Annotated in this window: 17 protein-coding genes; 8 read left to right on the forward strand and 9 right to left on the reverse strand. The window is 51.9% G+C overall.

The window, feature by feature from the left end:
* Positions 1-38: 38 nt before the first annotated feature.
* Complete coding sequence (locus tag HMPREF1141_RS05165; protein WP_009061806.1) at positions 39-287, reverse strand: helix-turn-helix domain-containing protein; 249 nt, start codon at positions 285-287, stop codon at positions 39-41.
* Positions 288-451: 164 nt separating this feature from the next.
* Here HMPREF1141_RS05165 and HMPREF1141_RS05170 point away from each other — a divergent pair, with 164 nt between their 5' ends.
* The gene (locus HMPREF1141_RS05170; protein WP_009061821.1) at positions 452-694 is read left to right on the forward strand and encodes a hypothetical protein; all 243 of its coding nucleotides are present in this window, start codon (positions 452-454) and stop codon (positions 692-694) included.
* Positions 695-946: 252 nt separating this feature from the next.
* Here HMPREF1141_RS05170 and HMPREF1141_RS05175 read toward each other — a convergent pair whose 3' ends face one another.
* On the reverse strand, positions 947-1,315 hold the full coding sequence (locus HMPREF1141_RS05175) for a helix-turn-helix transcriptional regulator (protein ID WP_035316590.1): 369 nt from the start codon (positions 1,313-1,315) through the stop codon (positions 947-949).
* A 311-nt stretch (positions 1,316-1,626) separates the two neighbouring features.
* Between HMPREF1141_RS05175 and HMPREF1141_RS05180 the strand changes: the two genes are divergently transcribed.
* The 6 genes from HMPREF1141_RS05180 to HMPREF1141_RS05205 all read left to right on the forward strand — a co-directional run bounded on the left by HMPREF1141_RS05180 (position 1,627) and on the right by HMPREF1141_RS05205 (position 7,572).
* Entirely contained in the window at positions 1,627-2,463 is an 837-nt protein-coding gene (locus HMPREF1141_RS05180) for a GGDEF domain-containing protein (protein WP_155863512.1), read from the forward strand.
* Positions 2,464-2,678: 215 nt separating this feature from the next.
* A complete protein-coding gene (locus HMPREF1141_RS05185) occupies positions 2,679-3,596 on the forward strand; it encodes an acyl-CoA dehydratase activase-related protein (protein WP_242824563.1) in 918 nt (305 codons plus the stop codon).
* Positions 3,589-4,683 (forward strand): hypothetical protein, encoded by a 1,095-nt coding sequence (locus HMPREF1141_RS05190; protein WP_009061817.1) that lies wholly within the window; start codon positions 3,589-3,591, stop codon positions 4,681-4,683. The genes HMPREF1141_RS05185 and HMPREF1141_RS05190 overlap by 8 nt, the downstream gene beginning before the upstream one ends.
* On the forward strand, positions 4,655-5,602 hold the full coding sequence (locus tag HMPREF1141_RS05195; protein WP_009061828.1) for an acyl-CoA dehydratase activase: 948 nt from the start codon (positions 4,655-4,657) through the stop codon (positions 5,600-5,602). The genes HMPREF1141_RS05190 and HMPREF1141_RS05195 overlap by 29 nt, the downstream gene beginning before the upstream one ends.
* Positions 5,603-5,909: 307 nt before the next feature.
* Complete coding sequence (locus HMPREF1141_RS05200; protein WP_009061803.1) at positions 5,910-6,737, forward strand: metallophosphoesterase; 828 nt, start codon at positions 5,910-5,912, stop codon at positions 6,735-6,737.
* Between the two features lie 85 nt (positions 6,738-6,822).
* A complete protein-coding gene (locus tag HMPREF1141_RS05205; protein ID WP_009061815.1) occupies positions 6,823-7,572 on the forward strand; it encodes a FadR/GntR family transcriptional regulator in 750 nt (249 codons plus the stop codon).
* A gap of 384 nt (positions 7,573-7,956) precedes the next feature.
* On the opposite strand, the gene HMPREF1141_RS05215 is transcribed toward HMPREF1141_RS05205, so the two are convergent.
* The 7 genes from HMPREF1141_RS05215 to HMPREF1141_RS05245 all read right to left on the reverse strand — a co-directional run bounded on the left by HMPREF1141_RS05215 (position 7,957) and on the right by HMPREF1141_RS05245 (position 16,769).
* Positions 7,957-8,958 (reverse strand): electron transfer flavoprotein subunit alpha/FixB family protein, encoded by a 1,002-nt coding sequence (locus HMPREF1141_RS05215; protein WP_009061825.1) that lies wholly within the window; start codon positions 8,956-8,958, stop codon positions 7,957-7,959.
* Between the two features lie 14 nt (positions 8,959-8,972).
* The gene (locus tag HMPREF1141_RS05220) at positions 8,973-9,773 is read right to left on the reverse strand and encodes an electron transfer flavoprotein subunit beta/FixA family protein (RefSeq protein ID WP_009061830.1); all 801 of its coding nucleotides are present in this window, start codon (positions 9,771-9,773) and stop codon (positions 8,973-8,975) included.
* 289 nt (positions 9,774-10,062) lie between these two features.
* Positions 10,063-11,202 (reverse strand): acyl-CoA dehydrogenase family protein, encoded by a 1,140-nt coding sequence (locus tag HMPREF1141_RS05225; protein ID WP_009061831.1) that lies wholly within the window; start codon positions 11,200-11,202, stop codon positions 10,063-10,065.
* A 136-nt stretch (positions 11,203-11,338) separates the two neighbouring features.
* Positions 11,339-12,760: an FAD-binding oxidoreductase gene (locus tag HMPREF1141_RS05230; protein WP_009061826.1), complete on the reverse strand. Its 1,422-nt coding sequence runs from the start codon at positions 12,758-12,760 to the stop codon at positions 11,339-11,341.
* A 152-nt stretch (positions 12,761-12,912) separates the two neighbouring features.
* Positions 12,913-14,469: an L-lactate permease gene (locus HMPREF1141_RS05235; RefSeq protein WP_009061823.1), complete on the reverse strand. Its 1,557-nt coding sequence runs from the start codon at positions 14,467-14,469 to the stop codon at positions 12,913-12,915.
* A 578-nt stretch (positions 14,470-15,047) separates the two neighbouring features.
* On the reverse strand, positions 15,048-15,671 hold the full coding sequence (locus tag HMPREF1141_RS05240; protein ID WP_009061819.1) for a DUF47 family protein: 624 nt from the start codon (positions 15,669-15,671) through the stop codon (positions 15,048-15,050).
* Between the two features lie 45 nt (positions 15,672-15,716).
* Positions 15,717-16,769 (reverse strand): inorganic phosphate transporter, encoded by a 1,053-nt coding sequence (locus tag HMPREF1141_RS05245; protein WP_009061808.1) that lies wholly within the window; start codon positions 16,767-16,769, stop codon positions 15,717-15,719.
* A gap of 718 nt (positions 16,770-17,487) precedes the next feature.
* Here HMPREF1141_RS05245 and HMPREF1141_RS17075 point away from each other — a divergent pair.
* Positions 17,488-17,684, forward strand: a 197-nt coding sequence (locus tag HMPREF1141_RS17075) for a transposase (protein ID WP_035317243.1), incomplete at its 3' end; no start/stop codon positions are given.

Below are 17,684 nucleotides of genomic sequence, written 5' to 3' on the forward strand. Positions count from 1 at the left end.
CCTGCGGCTTCTTCTTGTCCAAAAATTTGCTCACGAAGTCAATGCTCTTCCTCATCAAACGAATACTCATTCAGTTCCGGGTAATCCAAAAATTCCGCAAGTGTCATGTTAAATCCAAGGGCAATATGATGGAGCGTTTGAACGCGTGGGTCTTTCGTCACTCCGCGTACGATGTTGTCAATGGTAGATTGATTCAGGCCGCACATGGCTGCCAGCTTGTTATAGGCGATCCCCCGCTGTTTGCAGAGTGTGGATATCCGCATCACAATCATCTCAGAATATGTCATAAGCATCTCCTACCTGTATTCGGGTTAATAAATATATGATAATTTAGATAAAAGATGTTTTAACCCGGATTCGGGTTGACATATGAAATATATCTGTGATAAAATTACCTATATTCGGGTAATTGGTCCCTTGAATAAAAATAGTAATGTCAGGTGTTTTGAAGATGAGTAATCAGAAAGCGGAAATATTGGCCAAGAAAGCCCTTGAGTCTGTGGCGAAGAAAAATGGGGTGAGCGTCGAAGAAGTCAGACGCGAAATCGAAATTGTAATAGCCGCTGCAAAAGCAAATAGCGATCCGGAAATTCAAGCATTTTGGATATCGATACCACACAAAGGTGAGATTCCAACGCCGGAAGAAGTGAATCTGCATCTTGTTGAAATGGAGCTTGGGAATACGCATCACTAATACAGTATTCTCTTTTGATCGCTCATTCGTTAGGCGTCTGTTTTTGAAGTGACATTCTTATAGATGTAGATGCGTTGTGGGAGACAGTATCCCAAAGGCGAATTCCGTACACCGGAATCTTTAACTAATATATCTGTCATTCACCCTTTCTGTGCTTTTGCAGACGTCTGCATGGTAAGGCGGCCACCTTGGGAGCCGATTTCGTTTTTGTCCCGTTTCGGTAGCCGGGAACAAGAAAATTTCGCCCGGAATTCACAGAAGCCTCTTCTGCTCCACCTCTTCTTTGAGCAGCTGAAGCTTCAGATATTCCGCCACAGCACAGCGCCCGACAATGCTCAGGGAAAGTACATCTGTCAAAAAGCGTCCGGTTGAGTATCCTTCCGCGATTTGCTGATTCAGAACGTCCACACCCTGCTTACAGTCTGTTCGGCCTAACAGATAATCGGTGGATACGTGGTAAAAATCGGCCAGAGCAATAATGGAGCGAGTTGATAGCTGCGATTCTCCTTTTTCGCATCGGGAATAGTGCTGTTGTGTTGTTCCCAAGACGGCTGCTATGTCTGATTGTCTTAAATCTCTATCTTCGCGTAAATCGCGAATGATTTGATTTATTGCTTTCATTTCAACCCTTCCTTCAACATATATTTATACGAAAACGATCTTATCACACGCTCTATTTACGTATTGACTTGCACAAATATTATATGTATAATTTAAAGAAAAACACTTATTGTGTGTTTTTTTTGGTTTGCGGAAATTATCTGAATACCTTTCTGTCATTTCTCTCAAAGGCCGAAAATCCGCAATTGCCGGGGTGCTTTGGGGGAACGCGGTCTTTCAATGGCTGAACGATTTTTGCAGGTCCCGGGTTGGCGGTGTACGATCTTGATCGAAGAAAATTGCGGTCCGCCGAATCGGTAGAAAGGGAAGTAATGGTATTAGAATCTTTATCAGATGTGAAGAATCTGCTCTGTGTATTGAGGGTGTTTTCGTCTTCGGTGTATCTTGTGGATTCCAACTGCGGGCTGATCCTTTACGATGATTTGCGGGGACTCAATTCAGAGGGGCTGTTTGAAAGCTCTTTGGAGGGAAGCTTCGATTATCAGATCCTTTTCGGGCCGGGCGCAACGCTGAGCGTATCTGCGGATGATTCGGCGATCTGCAGTATTGTCCGGATTCCTCTTGTAGTGGGGGAAAGAGCCTGCACTCTGGTTATGACCCGGCGCACTTCCCGTCCGGAAGAAAAAATCGAGGATGAAAATGTCTGCCGGGAAACAGTTTATACCGATTTCCTCACGCATCTGTACAACCGCCGGTATATCGATCTTCGGCTTCCAGCCGACCTGCAGAGCTGCTTTGAGCAGGATCAGCCGATGAGCGTTCTGTTTATCGATATTGACTATTTTAAGAAAATCAACGATCATAACGGCCATGTGGCCGGCGACTGCGTACTGCATGGAATCGCCGTTCTGCTGCAAAAGATGGTTCCGGCCAAGAGCGGGTGGGTAGCCCGTTACGGCGGCGATGAATTCCTGGTCTGCCTGCCGGGCTGGGAAAGCGATTCCGCCAAGCAGATTGCCTGCCGTATCCGGGATTCCATTCGCGGCCACGTTTTTCGCACCACCTATGGCGAAATCGCCATCACCTGCAGCATCGGTGTAGAGACGGTCACCGCAGACTGTGCGCCGAAGGCTGTGGATGAACTGATCTACCTTGCGGACAAAAAGCTGTATCAGGCCAAAAACGCCGGAAGAGATCAGGTGGTATAACCTAGGGATTAAAATAAAAAAACTTTAATTCTTTTTCAATTAAAATAAACAAACTGTTTTTCTGAAAAATCAATATGATTCATGAAAATCCATCCCGGACGAAACGTCCGGAATGGATTTTTTTGCTTTATCGCAAAATCATGCCCGATGTGAGGTTATGGAAATGCGCCGCCCGAATGAATACTTGCAGGGAAAAAATCCATAATAGCATCTGGGTGATAACATTGAAAATTGGAATACCAAAGGCGTTTTTATATTATCGGTACGGCTGTTTGTGGGAGACATTTTTTCAGGAGCTGGGGTGCGAGGTCATCATCAGCAGCGAAACCTGCAGAACGATTCTGGAGGATGGGATTCGTCATTCCGAAGCGGAAAACTGCCTTCCGATGAAGCTATATTTAGGGCATGTGGAATCGCTTCTGGGGCAGTGCGACGCGGTTCTGGTTCCCCGGTTTGAGGGAACTCGCGGCAGTGAGGAATTTTGCGTCCGTTTTTTGGGGCTGTATGATATTGTGCGCCACACATTTCCCTGGGCCAAGCTGATTACTTACAATTTAAAAGGGAGCACACGCTCTGAAATGTTTGCCTTCTGCGCGATGGGCCGCCAGCTTGGAAAAAGTGCGGACCAGTGCTTTCGCGCGTATCAGCGCGCCAGACAGCGCCAGCAAAGTCAGGATTTGGCGCGGATGGAGCGTCAGCAGCGTGTCTGTGAAGGCGATGGCCTGAAAATTCTGATCGCCGCACAGCCGTATATCAGCCATGATTCCTTTATCGGCGGGCCGGTCTGCCGGATGATCCGGGAGCAGAACGGAACCGTCCTATTTTCCGATTACTGCAATCGCCGCGCCTGCAGCCAGAAATCCAAGGCGATCTCGACCGAGCTGTACTGGACGATGAATAAGGAGATGATTGGCGCGATCGAGCTGTACAAAAACCGTGTAGACGGCGTGATCCTGCTCACCGCATTTCCCTGCGGAACGGATTCTCTTGTCAACGAGCTGGTGATCCGGCGGGTGCATGAGGTTCCAGTGATTCAGCTCCTCATGGACGAGCAGCAGTCGGACGCCGGGCTGCAGACCCGCATTGAGAGCTTTCTGGACATTCTGGGGGAAAGGAAGAGGGTTTATGGATAAACAGCTTGTGTTCAGCTTTCCCCACATGGGGGATTACCATGTGGTCATCCGCTCGATGCTTGGGGAACTCTTCCCGGGACAGAAGGTGATCTCAGCGCCGCCGACCACCCAGCGCACGCTGGAGCTTGGCAGCAAATACAGCCCCGATTTTGTCTGCTCCCCGTTCAAATACAACATGGGGAACTATATCGAGGCGCTCGAGGCCGGTGCCAATGTGCTGCTGCAAACAGGCCTTGGCTGCCGTTATGGCTATTACGGAGAGGTTCAGGAGCAGATTCTGCGGGACTTGGGATATGAGTTTGATTTTCTCTGCTTTTCCCGGGCGCACGTAAAACCGGAAAAGATCTATCGGGTACTCCGGAATCTGGAGTGCCCGCTTTCCATGCGCGAAATTCTCAGCGTGATGATGCGCACCGCGGAAAGCCTGAGGATCATGGACGCGCTGGATTATTATGTTCGCGAAAACGTAGGGTTCGAGACCATACCGGGTTCCTTTGAAAAGCTTCAGAAGCAGCTTTTAAAGGATTTGAGCGAACCGAGGACCATGCTTCAGCTGGAACGCCTCAAGCAGCGGTACGCGCGCGCCGCGGGCGAAATCCCGGTGAAAAAAAGCGCCATGCCGCTTCGCGTCGGCGTGATCGGGGAGCTGTATACCCTGATGGAGCCGTTCAGCAATTTTTATCTGGAAAAGCAGCTGGCGCGCAGGAACATCAGCGTCAGCCGCAGAATGAGCGTGTCGTTTCTGCTGTTTGGAAAGAAAGATCGCATTTCTCTGCGGGAAAGCGGAGGGTATTTAAAATATACGGTAGGAGCCAATGGCGTGGACAGCGTCTGCCAGGCAAAGCAGTATGCCGAGCTGGGCTACGATGGGTTAATCCACATGAAGTCGTTCGGCTGTATTCCCGAGCTGAACGTGATGCCCGCTTTAACGCGCCTGGAGCAGGACTACGGCATGCCGATCCTGCACCTGAGCTTCGACGCCAACACCAGTGAGGTGGGCGTGGAAACAAGGCTTGAGGCCTTTGCCGATATGATTGACATGAGGAGGAAAAAAGCGTATGGAACAGCTCGTGTCTCTGGGGGTTGATATCGGCTCTATTTCAACCAAGGGCGTGCTGCTGAGTGAGGACGGCCAGGTGCTTTCGGAGGAATACCTCTGGACGGAGGGCGACCCGGTAGGGGCGGTCAAGCGGCTGGTGGGCATTCTGTTTGAAAAGGCGCCCGGCCCGGTCAGTGTGCGTACCGTCGGTACAACCGGCTCCGCGCGGCGGCTGATCGGCAGTATGCTGGGGGCGGACGTGGTCAAAAACGAAATCACCGCCCACGCGGTCGGGACGCTGTCGCGTCACCCGGGGGTGCGCACCATCTTAGAGATCGGCGGGCAGGACTCGAAGATCATTCTGATCCGCGGCGGGGTGGTTTCGGACTACGCGATGAATACGCTGTGTGCGGCCGGTACCGGCGCTTTTTTATCGTCGCAGGCAAAGCGCCTGGGGCTCGAGGTGGAGTCTCTCGGCGATCTGGCGCTGCGTTCCCAGTCGCCATCCAAAATTGCCGCCAGATGCACGGTGTTTGCGGAATCGGACATGATCCACAAGGCCCAGACCGGCCACAGCAAGGAGGATATTGTGGCGGGGCTGTGCCGTGCGGTCGTTCTGAACTATTTAAATAATGTGGGTAAGGGAAAGCGCATTGAAGAACCGATTGTGTTTCAGGGCGGCGTGAGCAAAAACAGAGGGGTCGTGCGGGCGTTTGAAGAGGAGCTTCACTCCGGCGTTACGGTGGACCCGGAATCTCACCTGATGGGCGCGATCGGCGCGGCCATTCTGTCGCGTTCCGCATCAAGAGAGCGGCCCTTCGATCCGTCTTTGCTGGAAATGACCTTTACGACGAAAGCCGGGGAATGCTCCGGCTGCCCGAACCGCTGCGAGATCGTCCGGTTTTACCGGGGCGACGAGCTGCTGGATGCCTGGGGCAACCGCTGTGAAAAGGGTTTAAACAGATAAAAAAGAACATTTTGGTTCGTCTTTCTGGCATCAGATTTGCTGCAGGAGATTCTCTCTCCTGCGGCTTTTTTGTCAGAAGCCCTGGTCGAGGATACATACGCGCCTGCCCGTGAATACGCTTTTTCGTTTTCAGAAGCAAAATCGACCTTTCCGCTTGTTGAAGGCGAAAAATAGTGATATGATATTGCATATGCCATCGTGAGTGTGTATCGGGCCGGGGATGCTCCCTGTTGTGGAAGAACGATCGCTCTCTCAGTGACGAAACCGGAGGTAGTGCGTGAAATGGTCGAGGAAAAGGAAGAAGCGAATGGTTTTCTTATTGCTCGGTTTGTGCGTGATCCTTTTTTGCATCTGGCAGAATAACAGTATTGTAATAACCAAATCGGTCTACCACAATCCCCAAATTCCAAAAGAATTCGACGGATATGTGATCGCCCAGATTTCCGATTTGCACAATAAAGAATTTGGCAGCGGGCAGCGTCCGCTGCTGAATCGGCTGGAAAGCGTATCGCCCGATTTGATTGTCATCACCGGCGATCTGGTGGACAGCAGGCGGTATCGTTTGGAACCGGCCATGCAGTTTGTAAACGGCGCCGTGAAAATTGCCCCTGTGTACTATGTATCCGGGAATCATGAATCAAGGCTCAGGCAATACCCCGAAATCAAAAGCCGTTTGACCGATGCAGGGGTTCATATGCTGGACGATGCGGCGGAGAAGATATCCATCGGGAACAGTTCCATTGAATTGCTGGGGCTGCGGGATCCCGCGTTTGCCGATTCAGACGATACGGACGGGGATCATACGGCGGAGCTCGCGGGCCGTCTGGCCCGGTGGTCGTCGCCGGATACCTTTCAGATTTTGCTTTGCCACCGTCCGGAGCTGTTTTCATTGTATACGGAACATCACATGGATTTGGTGTTTACCGGCCATGCCCACGGGGGCCAGATTCGGCTGCCGTTTGTGGGCGGGCTTGTAGCGCCGGGCCAGGGCATCTTCCCGCGGTATACCAGCGGCTCTTATACACGGGGCGCAACGACGATGGTTGTCAGCCGGGGGCTGGGGAACAGTCTTTTTCCGGTCCGGGTCTTTAATCGCCCGGAAATCGTCGTGGTTACTCTGCAAAGCAACGCATAACAAAAATGTCCGAATGATTATAAATATCGCCTGGTGGCTGTGCGGAGAGAACGGCCCTGCGCACCGGCGGTGGAGGGTGGACCAAATGGAAGTTGAAAAAGAAAAAAACTCAAAAGCGTACGAAAAGGTATTGGATTATTTGCAGCAAAAGCTAAAGGATGGAACTCTTTCGCTGGGGGATTCCCTTCCCCCGGAGCGGAAGCTGGCAGAAGAGCTCGGGGTGGGGCGCAATTCCGTGCGGGAAGCCATGCGACTGCTGGAGCACATGGGGTTTATCCGCAGTGAGCACGGCGCGGGCAACTTTATCTGCTGCGACATCAGCCAAAGCCTGAAAGATACCTTCGGCCTGCTGTCGCTGCTGCAAAGGATCAGCTACCGGCAGCTGGCAGAGCTGCGCAGAGGGCTGGAGCTGGAGGCCGCGATGCTTGCTGTGGACCGTATTTCTTCGGATCAGATAGCGAGGCTGGAAGAACTTGTGCAGGGGCTGCGCACCCATGAAGGGGAAGAGGCCGACCTGCTGGATAAGGAGCTGCACGAGTTGATCGCCATCGCTTCGGGCAACGAGCTGATCATTCAGATTCTGCGCGCGCTGTCGGATTCCATCGACCGCTTTATCCACGATCTGCGCTACAATATTCTGCTGCACGACGACACAGGGCACAAGCTGCAATACGCGCACGAACAGATCGTCAACGCATTGTGCCGCCGGAATAAGCTTCATCTTTCTCTGGCGGTGCAGGATCATTTTGCGCTGATTGAGGAATACATGCTCGAGCAGGGTTTTATGGCTGATTTTTCTCCCCCTCAGGAAGAAGAGCCTTTCGAGGAGGAATAGAGCTTTTGGCGGTCCGCTTTCCAGTCGATCCACTCGAAAAGTGGCGCTACATAGAAGCGGCGATTGCTTCCCCATCATTCGTGGGGGAAAGAAGTCAACGGTTGATATTACTATTATAAATGAAAAAGAAAATAGAGCAGGGCAGATCATCGATCTGCCCTGCTCTATTTATAATAAACCGGTAAAATTGCAGAAAAAAGGATTATTTTTAAAACCGTTTGTGCCTCCGGAGCAGGAAGAGCAAAGCCGCGTACTCGCCCGGCTTCCCTCATACTCGCTCGCTTCCCTTCGATTACAGCAGGGGAAGAAAGAAGAGTCATTACAGCTTTGCGTCTATGCTCTCAGGTGGAGAAGACAGGCAAACGGGAGGGGGGATAAGAGAAATTAGGCTTCTGCCCTGGCTTTGCGGATTTCCTCGATCATCGCGGGGATGACCTTGACCGCGTCGCCGATAATGCCGACGTTCGCCACATCAAAGATAGCGGCGTCTTCATCCTTGTTGATTGCCACAACAAAGCCGGAGGAGGACATGCCGGAAACGTGCTGTGTCGCGCCGGAAATACCGCACGCAATGTACAGCTTCGGCGCAACGATCTTGCCGGACTGGCCGACCTGATGCGCTCTTGAAACCCAGCCGTCTTCAATTGCGGGGCGGGTAGCGCCTACCACGCCGCCCAAAAGGGCTGCCAGCTCTTCCACCAGCTTAAAGTTTTCCGCGCTTCCCATGCCGCGGCCGCCGGATACGATCACATCGGCGTCTTCCAGGTTTACGCTCTCGGTCAGCTCCTTGACCGCCTCGCGAATCTGCGTGCGGATGGAATCGGCCGGAACGGAAACCGCCTTCTTTTCTACCGGAGCGACATTCTGTGCGGTTTCAGGCTTTGAGAACGCGCCGGTGCGCACGGTTGCAAACTGCACCGCGGAGTTTTCGATGACCTCTTCCGCTAGCACAGTGCCTCCAAAGCGAGGGGTAATCCAGTGCAGAGCGCCGTCTTCGATGGAGACAGCGGTTACGTCCGCAACACAGCCGCTCTGAAAGCGGGCCGCCAGGCGGGGCACAATCCCCTTGCCCTGCGGAGTGTTTCCCATCAGGAATACGGCGGGATTTTCGTCTTTTACGAGCTGCTCCAGCACGCCGGTGTATTCATCCATTGAAAAGGCGGTGTAAGCGGGGTCATCCACAACAACTACCTTGTCCGCGCCAAGAGCGGCAACCCGCTGTGCGGCTTCGTCCAGCCCGCTGCCAATCAGTACGGCGGTCACTTTCTGTTCGGCAGCGTCGGCGATCGTTCTGGCCAGCGTCAGCAGCTCCAGACCGACGTTTACGGGTTTTCCGCCGGCGGTTTCTACATACGCCAATACGTTTTGAGTTTGATTTTGTTCCATGTTTCAATGCTCCCTTACAGCGCTTTTGCTTCGACCATCATGGCTACGGCCCGGCGGGCGGAATCCTCGCAGGTCTCTTCTTTGATTTTTACCCCAGCCACCTTCTGGGGCGGCTCCGCAAACCTTACGGTGCGGGTGAGGGCTGCCTGCCTGCCGACCTTGCCGGCATCCTCGCCCAAATCTGACAGAGAAATGGGGTCGATGGGCATCTTCTTCGCGGCCAGCTTGCTTTTGATGGTGGGGTAACGGGGCGCGTAGGCCGGGGTATTTACGGTAACGACGCACGGCGCAGCGGAATCGATCAGGTTGTAGCCAAAATCGGTCTCCTGCTTTGCGGTGACGGTGCCGTTTTCGTAAGAGATATCCGTCAGGTTGGTAATGAGGGGCAGATTCAGCAGCTCAGCCAGCTGTGCGCCGGTTTGGCCGGTAGCCTTATCGGTGGCCTCAAGTCCGCAGAAAATCAGGTCAAAGGGTTTGCCGGATTTTTCTTCCAGCTTGGCCTTAGCCGCGGCCAGAATCCGGGCCTTGCCCAGACTGTCGGAACCCTCAAAGGCGGGATCAGTCAGCAGAAAAGCATGCTGTGCGCCAACTGCCAGACAGGTTTTCAGCGCGTCGCGGGCGCTTTCGCCGCCCACGCTGATCACCGTAATTTCACCGCCGACCGCTTCTTTCAGGCGGGTCGCCATTTCCAGGGCATAGGTGTCAAACGCGTTGACCACCTGCGCCACACCGTCCAGATCGGGCGTTCCATCCGCCTTCAGGCGGATTTCAGCCGCGTCGTCCGGCACTTGCTTAATACATACCAGTATTTCCATGTGTTTCGTTCTCCTTGCAGAATAGTAAAGCGATTGATTCTTTCCCCGCCGAAGGCGGGGAAAGAATTGCTGTGTGCTTGTGTTTCGTTCTTTTTACAAAAAGAATGCCTTTGCTTCTCTTCACGTTAAAGACGGGGAGAGAAGCACCATTTGTTTCAAGTTCCGTTCCCCTTGCAGGAACATGCGTTTTGAAAACGGTTGATTCTTTTCCCGCCGGGACGGGGGAAGAAATCGCAGTTTTCACGTAAGTCACTTTGAGGGTGACAGTGTAAGCGAATGCTCCGACGGATCAGAAGCGTCCAATGGTATTATTGGCAACAACAATACGCTGAATCTCGTTGGTTCCCTCAAAAATCTGGAAAATCTTCGCGTCGCGCAGCAGCTTTTCTACCGGATATTCACGGCTGTAGCCGTATCCGCCGAACATCTGAATCGCTTCGGAGGCAACCTCCATCGCGATGTCGGACGCATAGCACTTCGCGATCGCGGATTCCTTGCTGTAAGGCAGGCCGAGATCCATCAGGGTAAGGGCATGGGCCACCATCTGGCGGGCAGTTTCAATCTTGATGGCCATGTCGGCAATTTTGAACTGGAGTGCCTGATTTTTCAGCACCGGTTTGCCGAACTGAATTCTCTCTTTGCCGTAGGCGATGGCTTCCTCCATGCCGCGCTGGGCGATGCCGGTGGCAATACAGCCCATCCATGCGCGGGCCTGATCCAGCGTTTTCATGGCGATGGAGAAACCCTGTCCTTCGGCGCCGATCAAATTGGAAGCGGGAATGCGGCAGTCCTCGAGCACCACGTCGCAGGTGTTGGAGGTGCGGATTCCCATCTTATCCTCTTCATGTCCCGTGGAAAGACCGGGCGTGTCTTTCTCGATGTAGAACATGGAGATTCCCTTGGTACCGGCGGATTTATCGGTCATAGCGGTCACGCAGTAAAAAGACGAAACCGCGCCGTTGGTAATAAAGCACTTGCGGCCGTTCAGAATGTAGCTGTCGCCATCCCTGACGGCGGTGGTCTTGCCGGCGGAAGCGTCGGAGCCTGCGCCGGGCTCTGTCAGGCAGAAAGCGGCGAAGCCGCCGTCTACGATCAAATCGCATGCGCGCTGCTTTTGTTCCTCGGTGCCGCCGATCAGAACAGGCTTCATGCCAAGGCCGCTTGCGGAAATCGTGGTGGCAAAGCCGGAATCGGCAATCGCCATCTGCTCGATCAAAGCGGCAACAGAGACACGGTCAAGACCCATGCCGCCGTATTCCTCGGGAACCTCGAGCATATGCAGCTGCATTTCAATTGCCTTATCATAAATCTCTTTCGGCCATTCACCGGTTTTGTCATATTCCTTGCATTGCTCCTTGACTTCTTTTTCGCAGAATTCCTTTACTGCACCCAGCAGCTCCTGGCCTTCCTCAGAAATGATATATGCCATTGCTTTTTCCTCCGCTCAAAATAATGTGGTTTCTGATCCAGCTCTTTTATCAAAGAATAGAATCAAGGTTCTTGTTTCTTCCCTCGCCGAGAGCAGGGAAGAAATCTGTTTTTTTGTTCTTCATGGAAGCTGTTTCTTACAGCTTCAAGCAGACTTTTCCGGGGTTCAGAATCGCCTTCGGATCGAAGACGGATTTGATTTCCTTCATCAGGCGCATGTTCACCGGGCCGGCCATTTCAGAAAGGTAAGCCTGCTTGCCGTGGCCGATGCCGTGCTCGCCGGAAATGAGACCGCCGAATTCCGTTGCCTTGGCGTAGGCCTTCTTCATAAAGTCGTGCACCTGGCTCTTGAATTCCTCCAGCTCCATGTCGTTGGAGCAGGTGTAAATGTGCAGGTTGCCGTCGCCGGCGTGGCCGAAGCTCTTGATCTCGAAGCCGTAATCCGCCTCGATGGATTTGATGTAGGTGAGGTACTCCGCGATTCTGCTGGTGGGCACGACCACGTCGCATTCATCCAGCAGCTTGGTCTGAGCTTCAATTGCCTCAAGGAACGAGCTGCGGGCTGCCCAGGCGTCCTTTTTCAGCGCCGGGGTATCGGCGACCAGAACGTCCAGTGCTCCGGCTTCCAGAACGACTTCGGAAGCTTTCTCGATAATCTCGTCCAGCTGATCGGCGTTTTCGCCGTCAAAGGTGATCAGCAGGTAGGCGTTGACCTGGCTGCCCTCAAACTCCTGCGGGAATACGCTTTTGCCGAGGTAAGCCTCAGAGGAAATGACGATCTCGCGCTCCATGAATTCCAGCGCCTGGGGCTGCAGGTGTGCCAGCATGATCTGCGGAACAGCGGCGATGCACTCCTCCAGGTTTTCAAACAGGACGATCAGGCTGACGACTTCTTTCGGCTGGGGGATCAGTTTGAGCGTCAGCTCAGTGATGATACCGAGCGTGCCTTCGGAGCCGATCATCAGGTGCAGCAGGCTGTAGCCGCTGCTGCTCTTTGATACGCTTGCGCCCAGGCGGACGATTTCGCCGGTGGGCAGTACGACCGTCATAGCGCGTACATAGTCGCGGGTGGTGCCGTATTTCACGGCGCGCATGCCGCCAGCGTTGTTGGCGACGTTGCCGCCGAGGGTGGCGAATTTCTCACCCGGATCCGGGGGATAGAGCAGGCCCTGCTTTATGGCGTCCTCCGCCAGATCGTTGAGCAGAACGCCCGACTGAACGCGGACGTTCAGGTTCTCTTTGTCATAGCCCAGAATCTTGTTCATCTTGGTGGTGGAGAGAACAACGCCGCCGCAAAGCGCAACCGCGCCGCCGGTCAGGCCGGTGCCTGCGCCTCTGGGGGTGACGGGAATGCTGTTCTCATAACAAAGCTTCATCACAGCCGCCACTTCTTCTGTGGAGGTGGCTTCGATGACGACCTCAGGACAGGCTTTGCCGTAAATCGGCATCTCGTCATGAGTGAAATCGTCGTTGATGTCTCCGTTGACGGAAACACGGTTCGGTGCGATCTGCCTGAATTGTTCAATCAATTCAGGGGTGACCTTGTTGTACTGACTCATACTGCATGTTCCTTTCCTAATTACTACAAATGATTGATCCAATCCATACTAGAGGCTGCTTGCTCCTAAGATTTTCAGTTCCGGCAAATACCCTGCCCAAAGGGGAGGTTCAGGCAGGCGCCGTGTTCAAGGAAGCAAGCGCCGTGTCGCTTTCAAACCAAAGAGAGAAGACTGTACCCAAAATAAGAAATCAGGCCGAAAATCACGATGTACAGCAGGTAATATTTGAGAGTGGTGCGAAGGATATTGCTTTCCTCTCCGCTGGTTCCGGTAGAGGCCACCGCGATCGTGATGCTCTGGGGCGAAATGATTTTGCCGGCCGTGGCGCCGATGGTGTTGGCGGCTACCAGCCAGATTTCCTGCAGGCCGATGGCACGGGCGGTCTCTGCCTGCAGCGAGCTGAACAGCACGCTGGAGGAAGTGGCGCTGCCGGTAACAAAGGTGCCGATCGAGCCGATCAGGGGCGCTACGAGCGGGTAAGCCGTGCCGGTAACCGCTACCAGGAACGCGGCGATGTCGCGGGTCATGCCGCTGTACCCCATGATCTTCGCAGCGGCCAGAATCGTGATCAGCGTAATCATGGTTTTCAGCATCTGCTTCAGAGTCTGAACCAGCACCTGCGCCATGTCAGAAAGGCTGGCCTTTTGCAGCAGCCCGCCCAGAAACGCGGCAATGAAAATCAGAACGCCGGGGGTGGTCAGCCAGGAAAAGGTATAAGGCGTGGCCCCTGCGCCCGCATAAATGACAACGCTGGTTTTAACCGCAGCAAGCACATTGTAAATCGGGGGCACCAGCTTTGAAACGGTGAGCAGAAACACAAAGATCAAAAGGAACGGGGACCACGAGATCACAGCCTCGCGCAGGCCCGGATGCTCCTGCTTCTGCAGCTCCGCGCTGGTTTCCTCAGAAAGCTGATACTCCTTCGGGGTGTTTTTACAAAAGACCTTTGCCGCAAAGATGGTCAGCAGCATGCTTGCGACCGAGCCGGTTACCGCAGGCAGCTCCGCGCCGATGAAGCGGGCCGCGAGAAGCTGTACCGCCGCAAACCCAAGGCCGGAAATCAGCGCGATGTGCCAGCTGCTTTTCAGGCTCTTCAGGCCGCCGCCGGTGATCGTGACCAGCAGGAACGGGGTCAGAACGACCATGAGGAACAGCTGCAGCGATACCACGACTGCCGTAGCCTGCGGGTCAAGGCCGGAAACAGACGCGGCTGTCACGGTGGGAATACCGATCGACCCGAATGCTGTGGGGGTGGCGTTTGCCACCAGACAGACAACAGCGGCGAAAATGGGATTGAAGCCGAGACCGCACAGAATGCTGGCGGGGATGGCAACGGCGGTTCCGAAACCGGCCATTCCTTCCATAAATCCGCCAAAGCCCCAGGCGATGATCAGTACCAGCACCCGCTTGTCGTTTGAAACGGATGTCAGCATTTTTTGAATTCTTGCCATAGCCCCGGTTTTCACGGTGAGGTTATATGTAAAGATCGCGGCGATGATGACGAGAGAAATGGGCCAAAGTGCCATTGTCGCGCCTTCCAATCCGCCGGTGAATACCTCAATTCCGGGTGCTTTCCAATACAACAGTGCCAGTAGAACGGTAATGACGAGCGCTACAGGACAGGCTTTGTAAGCAGGCATTTTCAGGTAGCATAAGGATACAACAAGCCATAGAATCGGCAGCAGCGCAAGAATAAATTCCAGAAACACAATTGCTCCTCCTTATTGGCGCCTTTGATAATTGAATTGATACTACCAAATTGCGCATGAAATGACAGAGCACTCCCCTTGCGCTGTCACTTTGTCTTATTATCCTCTGGAAAAAACGCTTTGTCAATAACAAAATTTGTGCATTTCGATTGATTATATTAAAAATGTTAAGAATATACATTAAGAATGAAAGATTATTGGCTCTACCAATATAGGGAAAGAATACCGTCTTTGGAAAATCTGACGAAAGCCGGAAAGACTTTCAAAAAATGACACGGGAATTCGGGCAGAGTATCTGAAAATCAGGTGATTCCATCATACAGAAAAGGTTTCAAAGTATGGAAGATCATTCATTTGACCCTGATCGTTCCACTAAGTTGCGTTGGAATGTCCTCTGCTAATTCTGCAAATGCGTAGAGCAAACACGGTTTTGTATTGAATGGCGGAGAGAATCGTCATTCTGCGTAAAATAAAAACAGGCACAGCCAAGCAGAATATGCTTTGCCGTACCTCAATGAAAAAACGGACAGCTTATCACTGCCCGCCGCAAATATGTGTGATTTTCTTCTGAAAAGGGATCAGGTATTTTTCATAATAACGCTTTCCACCACATTGGCCACATCCTCACATGCGTCGCAGCAGCGCTCCAGGCGGTTGAAGATTTCGGTCCAGGTGAAGATTTCGATCGGATCGGAGGGATCGGCGTACAATGCGTGAATCGCGTCTGTGTACAGCTTGTCTCCGTCCTCCTCCATCCGGTTGATGTCTATAATCATCTGGTGGATGGTGCCGGATTTGTTAAAGTTATGAAACTCCTCCATCATCGACTTCATGGCTTTACAGCAGGAAACGATGATAGAACCGAACTGCAGCGCCTCGGGGCGAATGATTTTGGTGTGGAACATGTACAGGCGAAGCACAACGTCCTCGATTTCATCGGTCACGTCGTCGATCGTCTGGGCCAGCTCGATAATATCTTCGCGCTCAATGGGGGTGATGAATTCCTTGACAAGGCGGCTCATCATCACATGCTTGCCCAGATCGGCTGCGTGCTCAATGGCATGCATGTCCCGAATACAGGCGTCCATCTTTTCCGGGTGGTAATTTTTCAGTGTTTCCAGCAGCAGATCGGCAGCCTGCATGCAGTAATCGATGCCCTCAGACAATACACTATAATAATATTGATCACTTTTTCTCGCCATAGTTTCGATTCTCCTGTTTCGTCAAGGTGTCGGCATATGCCGGATTTAAAAGATCGTCATAAACAGTTTAGCCATCAGGAAACCAATAATTCCGCATCCGGGGAAGGTAAGTACCCAGGTCATTACCATTTCGTTTACGATGCCCCAGTTAACGGAAGAAAGACGTTTTGCGGCGCCAACACCCATAATGGAGGTGGTTTTGGTATGTGTGGTGGAAACCGGGATGCTTGTCAGGGAAGAAAGGAGCAGACAGGCTGCGGCTGCAAGGTCTGCCGTAAAGCCCTGGTGCTTTTCCAGCTTCACCATGTCCATGCCGACGGCCTTGATAATGCGGTAGCCGCCGATCGAGGTTCCAAGGCCCATCACCAGGGAACAGAACAGCATCAGCCAGATGGGAATCTGAAAGTTCGGCACGTTTGCTTCACCCTTGGCCAGGAACATTCCCAGCATGAACACGCCCATGAATTTCTGGCCGTCCTGCGCGCCGTGCATAAATGCCATGGCCGCGCCGCCGCCAATCTGTGCTTTCTGGAAAAACGCGGTCGTACGCCGGCGGTCCATTTTACAGCAGATGGATTGCGTAATCTTGGCACTGCCCCAGCCCATGGCAAACCCCAGCAGGGTAGAGAGCACCAGGCCGTAAATGACCTTGATCCATTCCGCACCGTTGATGCCGGAAAGGCCGCCGTGCAGGGCAATCGCCGCGCCGGAGAGACCGGCGATCAGCGCATGGCTTTCACTCGTTGGGATTCCAAACCACCAGGCGGCGGTGGCCCAGATGACAATCGCCAGCAACGCGGCGCACAGAGCGACGAGGGCTTCGTGCGTATTGCCGCTGAAGTCGACCATGTTGTAAATGGTAGCGGCCACACTGGCATTGATGGAAGTCATAACAAAAACGCCTAAAAAGTTGAATACGGCCGCCATCATAATGGCGGCTCTTGGTGCCATGGCGCGGGTAGACACACAGGTGGCAATCGCGTTGGGGGCGTCCGTCCAGCCGTTTACAAGAATCACTCCGGTCGTAAGCAGCGCAGTGACTCCCAGCATGGGGTAAGCCGATATCCACGATATAAAATCTGTTAGTGAAACAGTCATTTACACTCCCCTTACATGAAAAATTAATCAATTTTTAACCTGTTTTTAAAATTGTTCGTTTTCATTATATCACATCTTCTCAGAAGCGAAAGATATTTTATTTGGAAAAAGAAAAGTTCTCAAACTATATCAATGATCGCGCAATTTTCAGCGAAAAAAGACGTAAATGTTCACAATAGTTTTCCCCAAAAATCAAAAACCGAAGAAACGGCAAAGATAAAAATGTATAGAATCACAAGGAAAATCAGGACTCTATAATATGTTTTTTATAGTAAATCATTAAATGATTTAAAAAGTGTGTCACCATAAATAAAAACTTTCATTGGCAGAAGTAATAGAAAAAATTATAATGATATGAAATATAAATCGAAGTATAAATTATTATTTAATCATTTTTAATGATTAAATAATAATTTATATCTATAAGCGAAATAATAACTTGTATTTGAATCAAGGCCGAAATCAAACAATTACTCCGGGAGCTTTTTATTGCAGATGAAAAGTTTCGAAAACAAATAGACTTAAGTTGAAAAATATGGTATGCTTTTCTTGAATATTATGGATGTTACCTGATATTTGAAGTTTAAAATGAAAGGAAGAGAATCAATGAGCTTAACAGAGAAAATGAACCTTTATTTGGCCAATCAGGAAGTTGCGTTTATTAAGAGCCTATCCATAAATTAAAACAAGGTGTAAAATAGGGACTGGTGAGAGAAGAATGAAAGAGAAGAAATCTTATCAGTCATGGACAATATCGGATGAGTTTTGGGAAGAAATCAAGGATAAGATACCAGTAAAAAAGCGGGACCCGCAGAAAAAGTATAAACACGCACCCGGACAAGGCCGTCCTCCGATACCGCCAAGGAAAGTGCTGGAAGGGATTTTTTACGTATTACGCACAGGATGCCAGTGGAA

Origin of the sequence: Clostridium sp. MSTE9 (genome assembly GCF_000277625.1) — a bacterium.
Lineage (GTDB): Bacteria > Bacillota > Clostridia > Oscillospirales > Acutalibacteraceae > Faecalispora > Faecalispora jeddahensis.

What these genes read in the sequence shown, in the direction of transcription:
- HMPREF1141_RS05180 (WP_155863512.1), top strand. Translation starts at nt 1,627, where the DNA reads ATGGTATTAGAATCTTTATCAGATGTGAAGAATCTGCTCTGTGTATTG.
- HMPREF1141_RS05170 (WP_009061821.1), top strand. Translation starts at nt 452, where the DNA reads ATGAGTAATCAGAAAGCGGAAATATTGGCCAAGAAAGCCCTTGAGTCT.
- HMPREF1141_RS05240 (WP_009061819.1), bottom strand. Translation starts at nt 15,671, where the DNA reads ATGGCGAGAAAAAGTGATCAATATTATTATAGTGTATTGTCTGAGGGC.
- HMPREF1141_RS05225 (WP_009061831.1), bottom strand. Translation starts at nt 11,202, where the DNA reads ATGGCATATATCATTTCTGAGGAAGGCCAGGAGCTGCTGGGTGCAGTA.
- HMPREF1141_RS05245 (WP_009061808.1), bottom strand. Translation starts at nt 16,769, where the DNA reads ATGACTGTTTCACTAACAGATTTTATATCGTGGATATCGGCTTACCCC.
- HMPREF1141_RS05195 (WP_009061828.1), top strand. Translation starts at nt 4,655, where the DNA reads ATGGAACAGCTCGTGTCTCTGGGGGTTGATATCGGCTCTATTTCAACC.
- HMPREF1141_RS05205 (WP_009061815.1), top strand. Translation starts at nt 6,823, where the DNA reads ATGGAAGTTGAAAAAGAAAAAAACTCAAAAGCGTACGAAAAGGTATTG.
- HMPREF1141_RS05230 (WP_009061826.1), bottom strand. Translation starts at nt 12,760, where the DNA reads ATGAGTCAGTACAACAAGGTCACCCCTGAATTGATTGAACAATTCAGG.
- HMPREF1141_RS05220 (WP_009061830.1), bottom strand. Translation starts at nt 9,773, where the DNA reads ATGGAAATACTGGTATGTATTAAGCAAGTGCCGGACGACGCGGCTGAA.
- HMPREF1141_RS05190 (WP_009061817.1), top strand. Translation starts at nt 3,589, where the DNA reads ATGGATAAACAGCTTGTGTTCAGCTTTCCCCACATGGGGGATTACCAT.
- HMPREF1141_RS05165 (WP_009061806.1), bottom strand. Translation starts at nt 287, where the DNA reads ATGACATATTCTGAGATGATTGTGATGCGGATATCCACACTCTGCAAA.
- HMPREF1141_RS05200 (WP_009061803.1), top strand. Translation starts at nt 5,910, where the DNA reads ATGGTTTTCTTATTGCTCGGTTTGTGCGTGATCCTTTTTTGCATCTGG.
- HMPREF1141_RS05215 (WP_009061825.1), bottom strand. Translation starts at nt 8,958, where the DNA reads ATGGAACAAAATCAAACTCAAAACGTATTGGCGTATGTAGAAACCGCC.
- HMPREF1141_RS05175 (WP_035316590.1), bottom strand. Translation starts at nt 1,315, where the DNA reads ATGAAAGCAATAAATCAAATCATTCGCGATTTACGCGAAGATAGAGAT.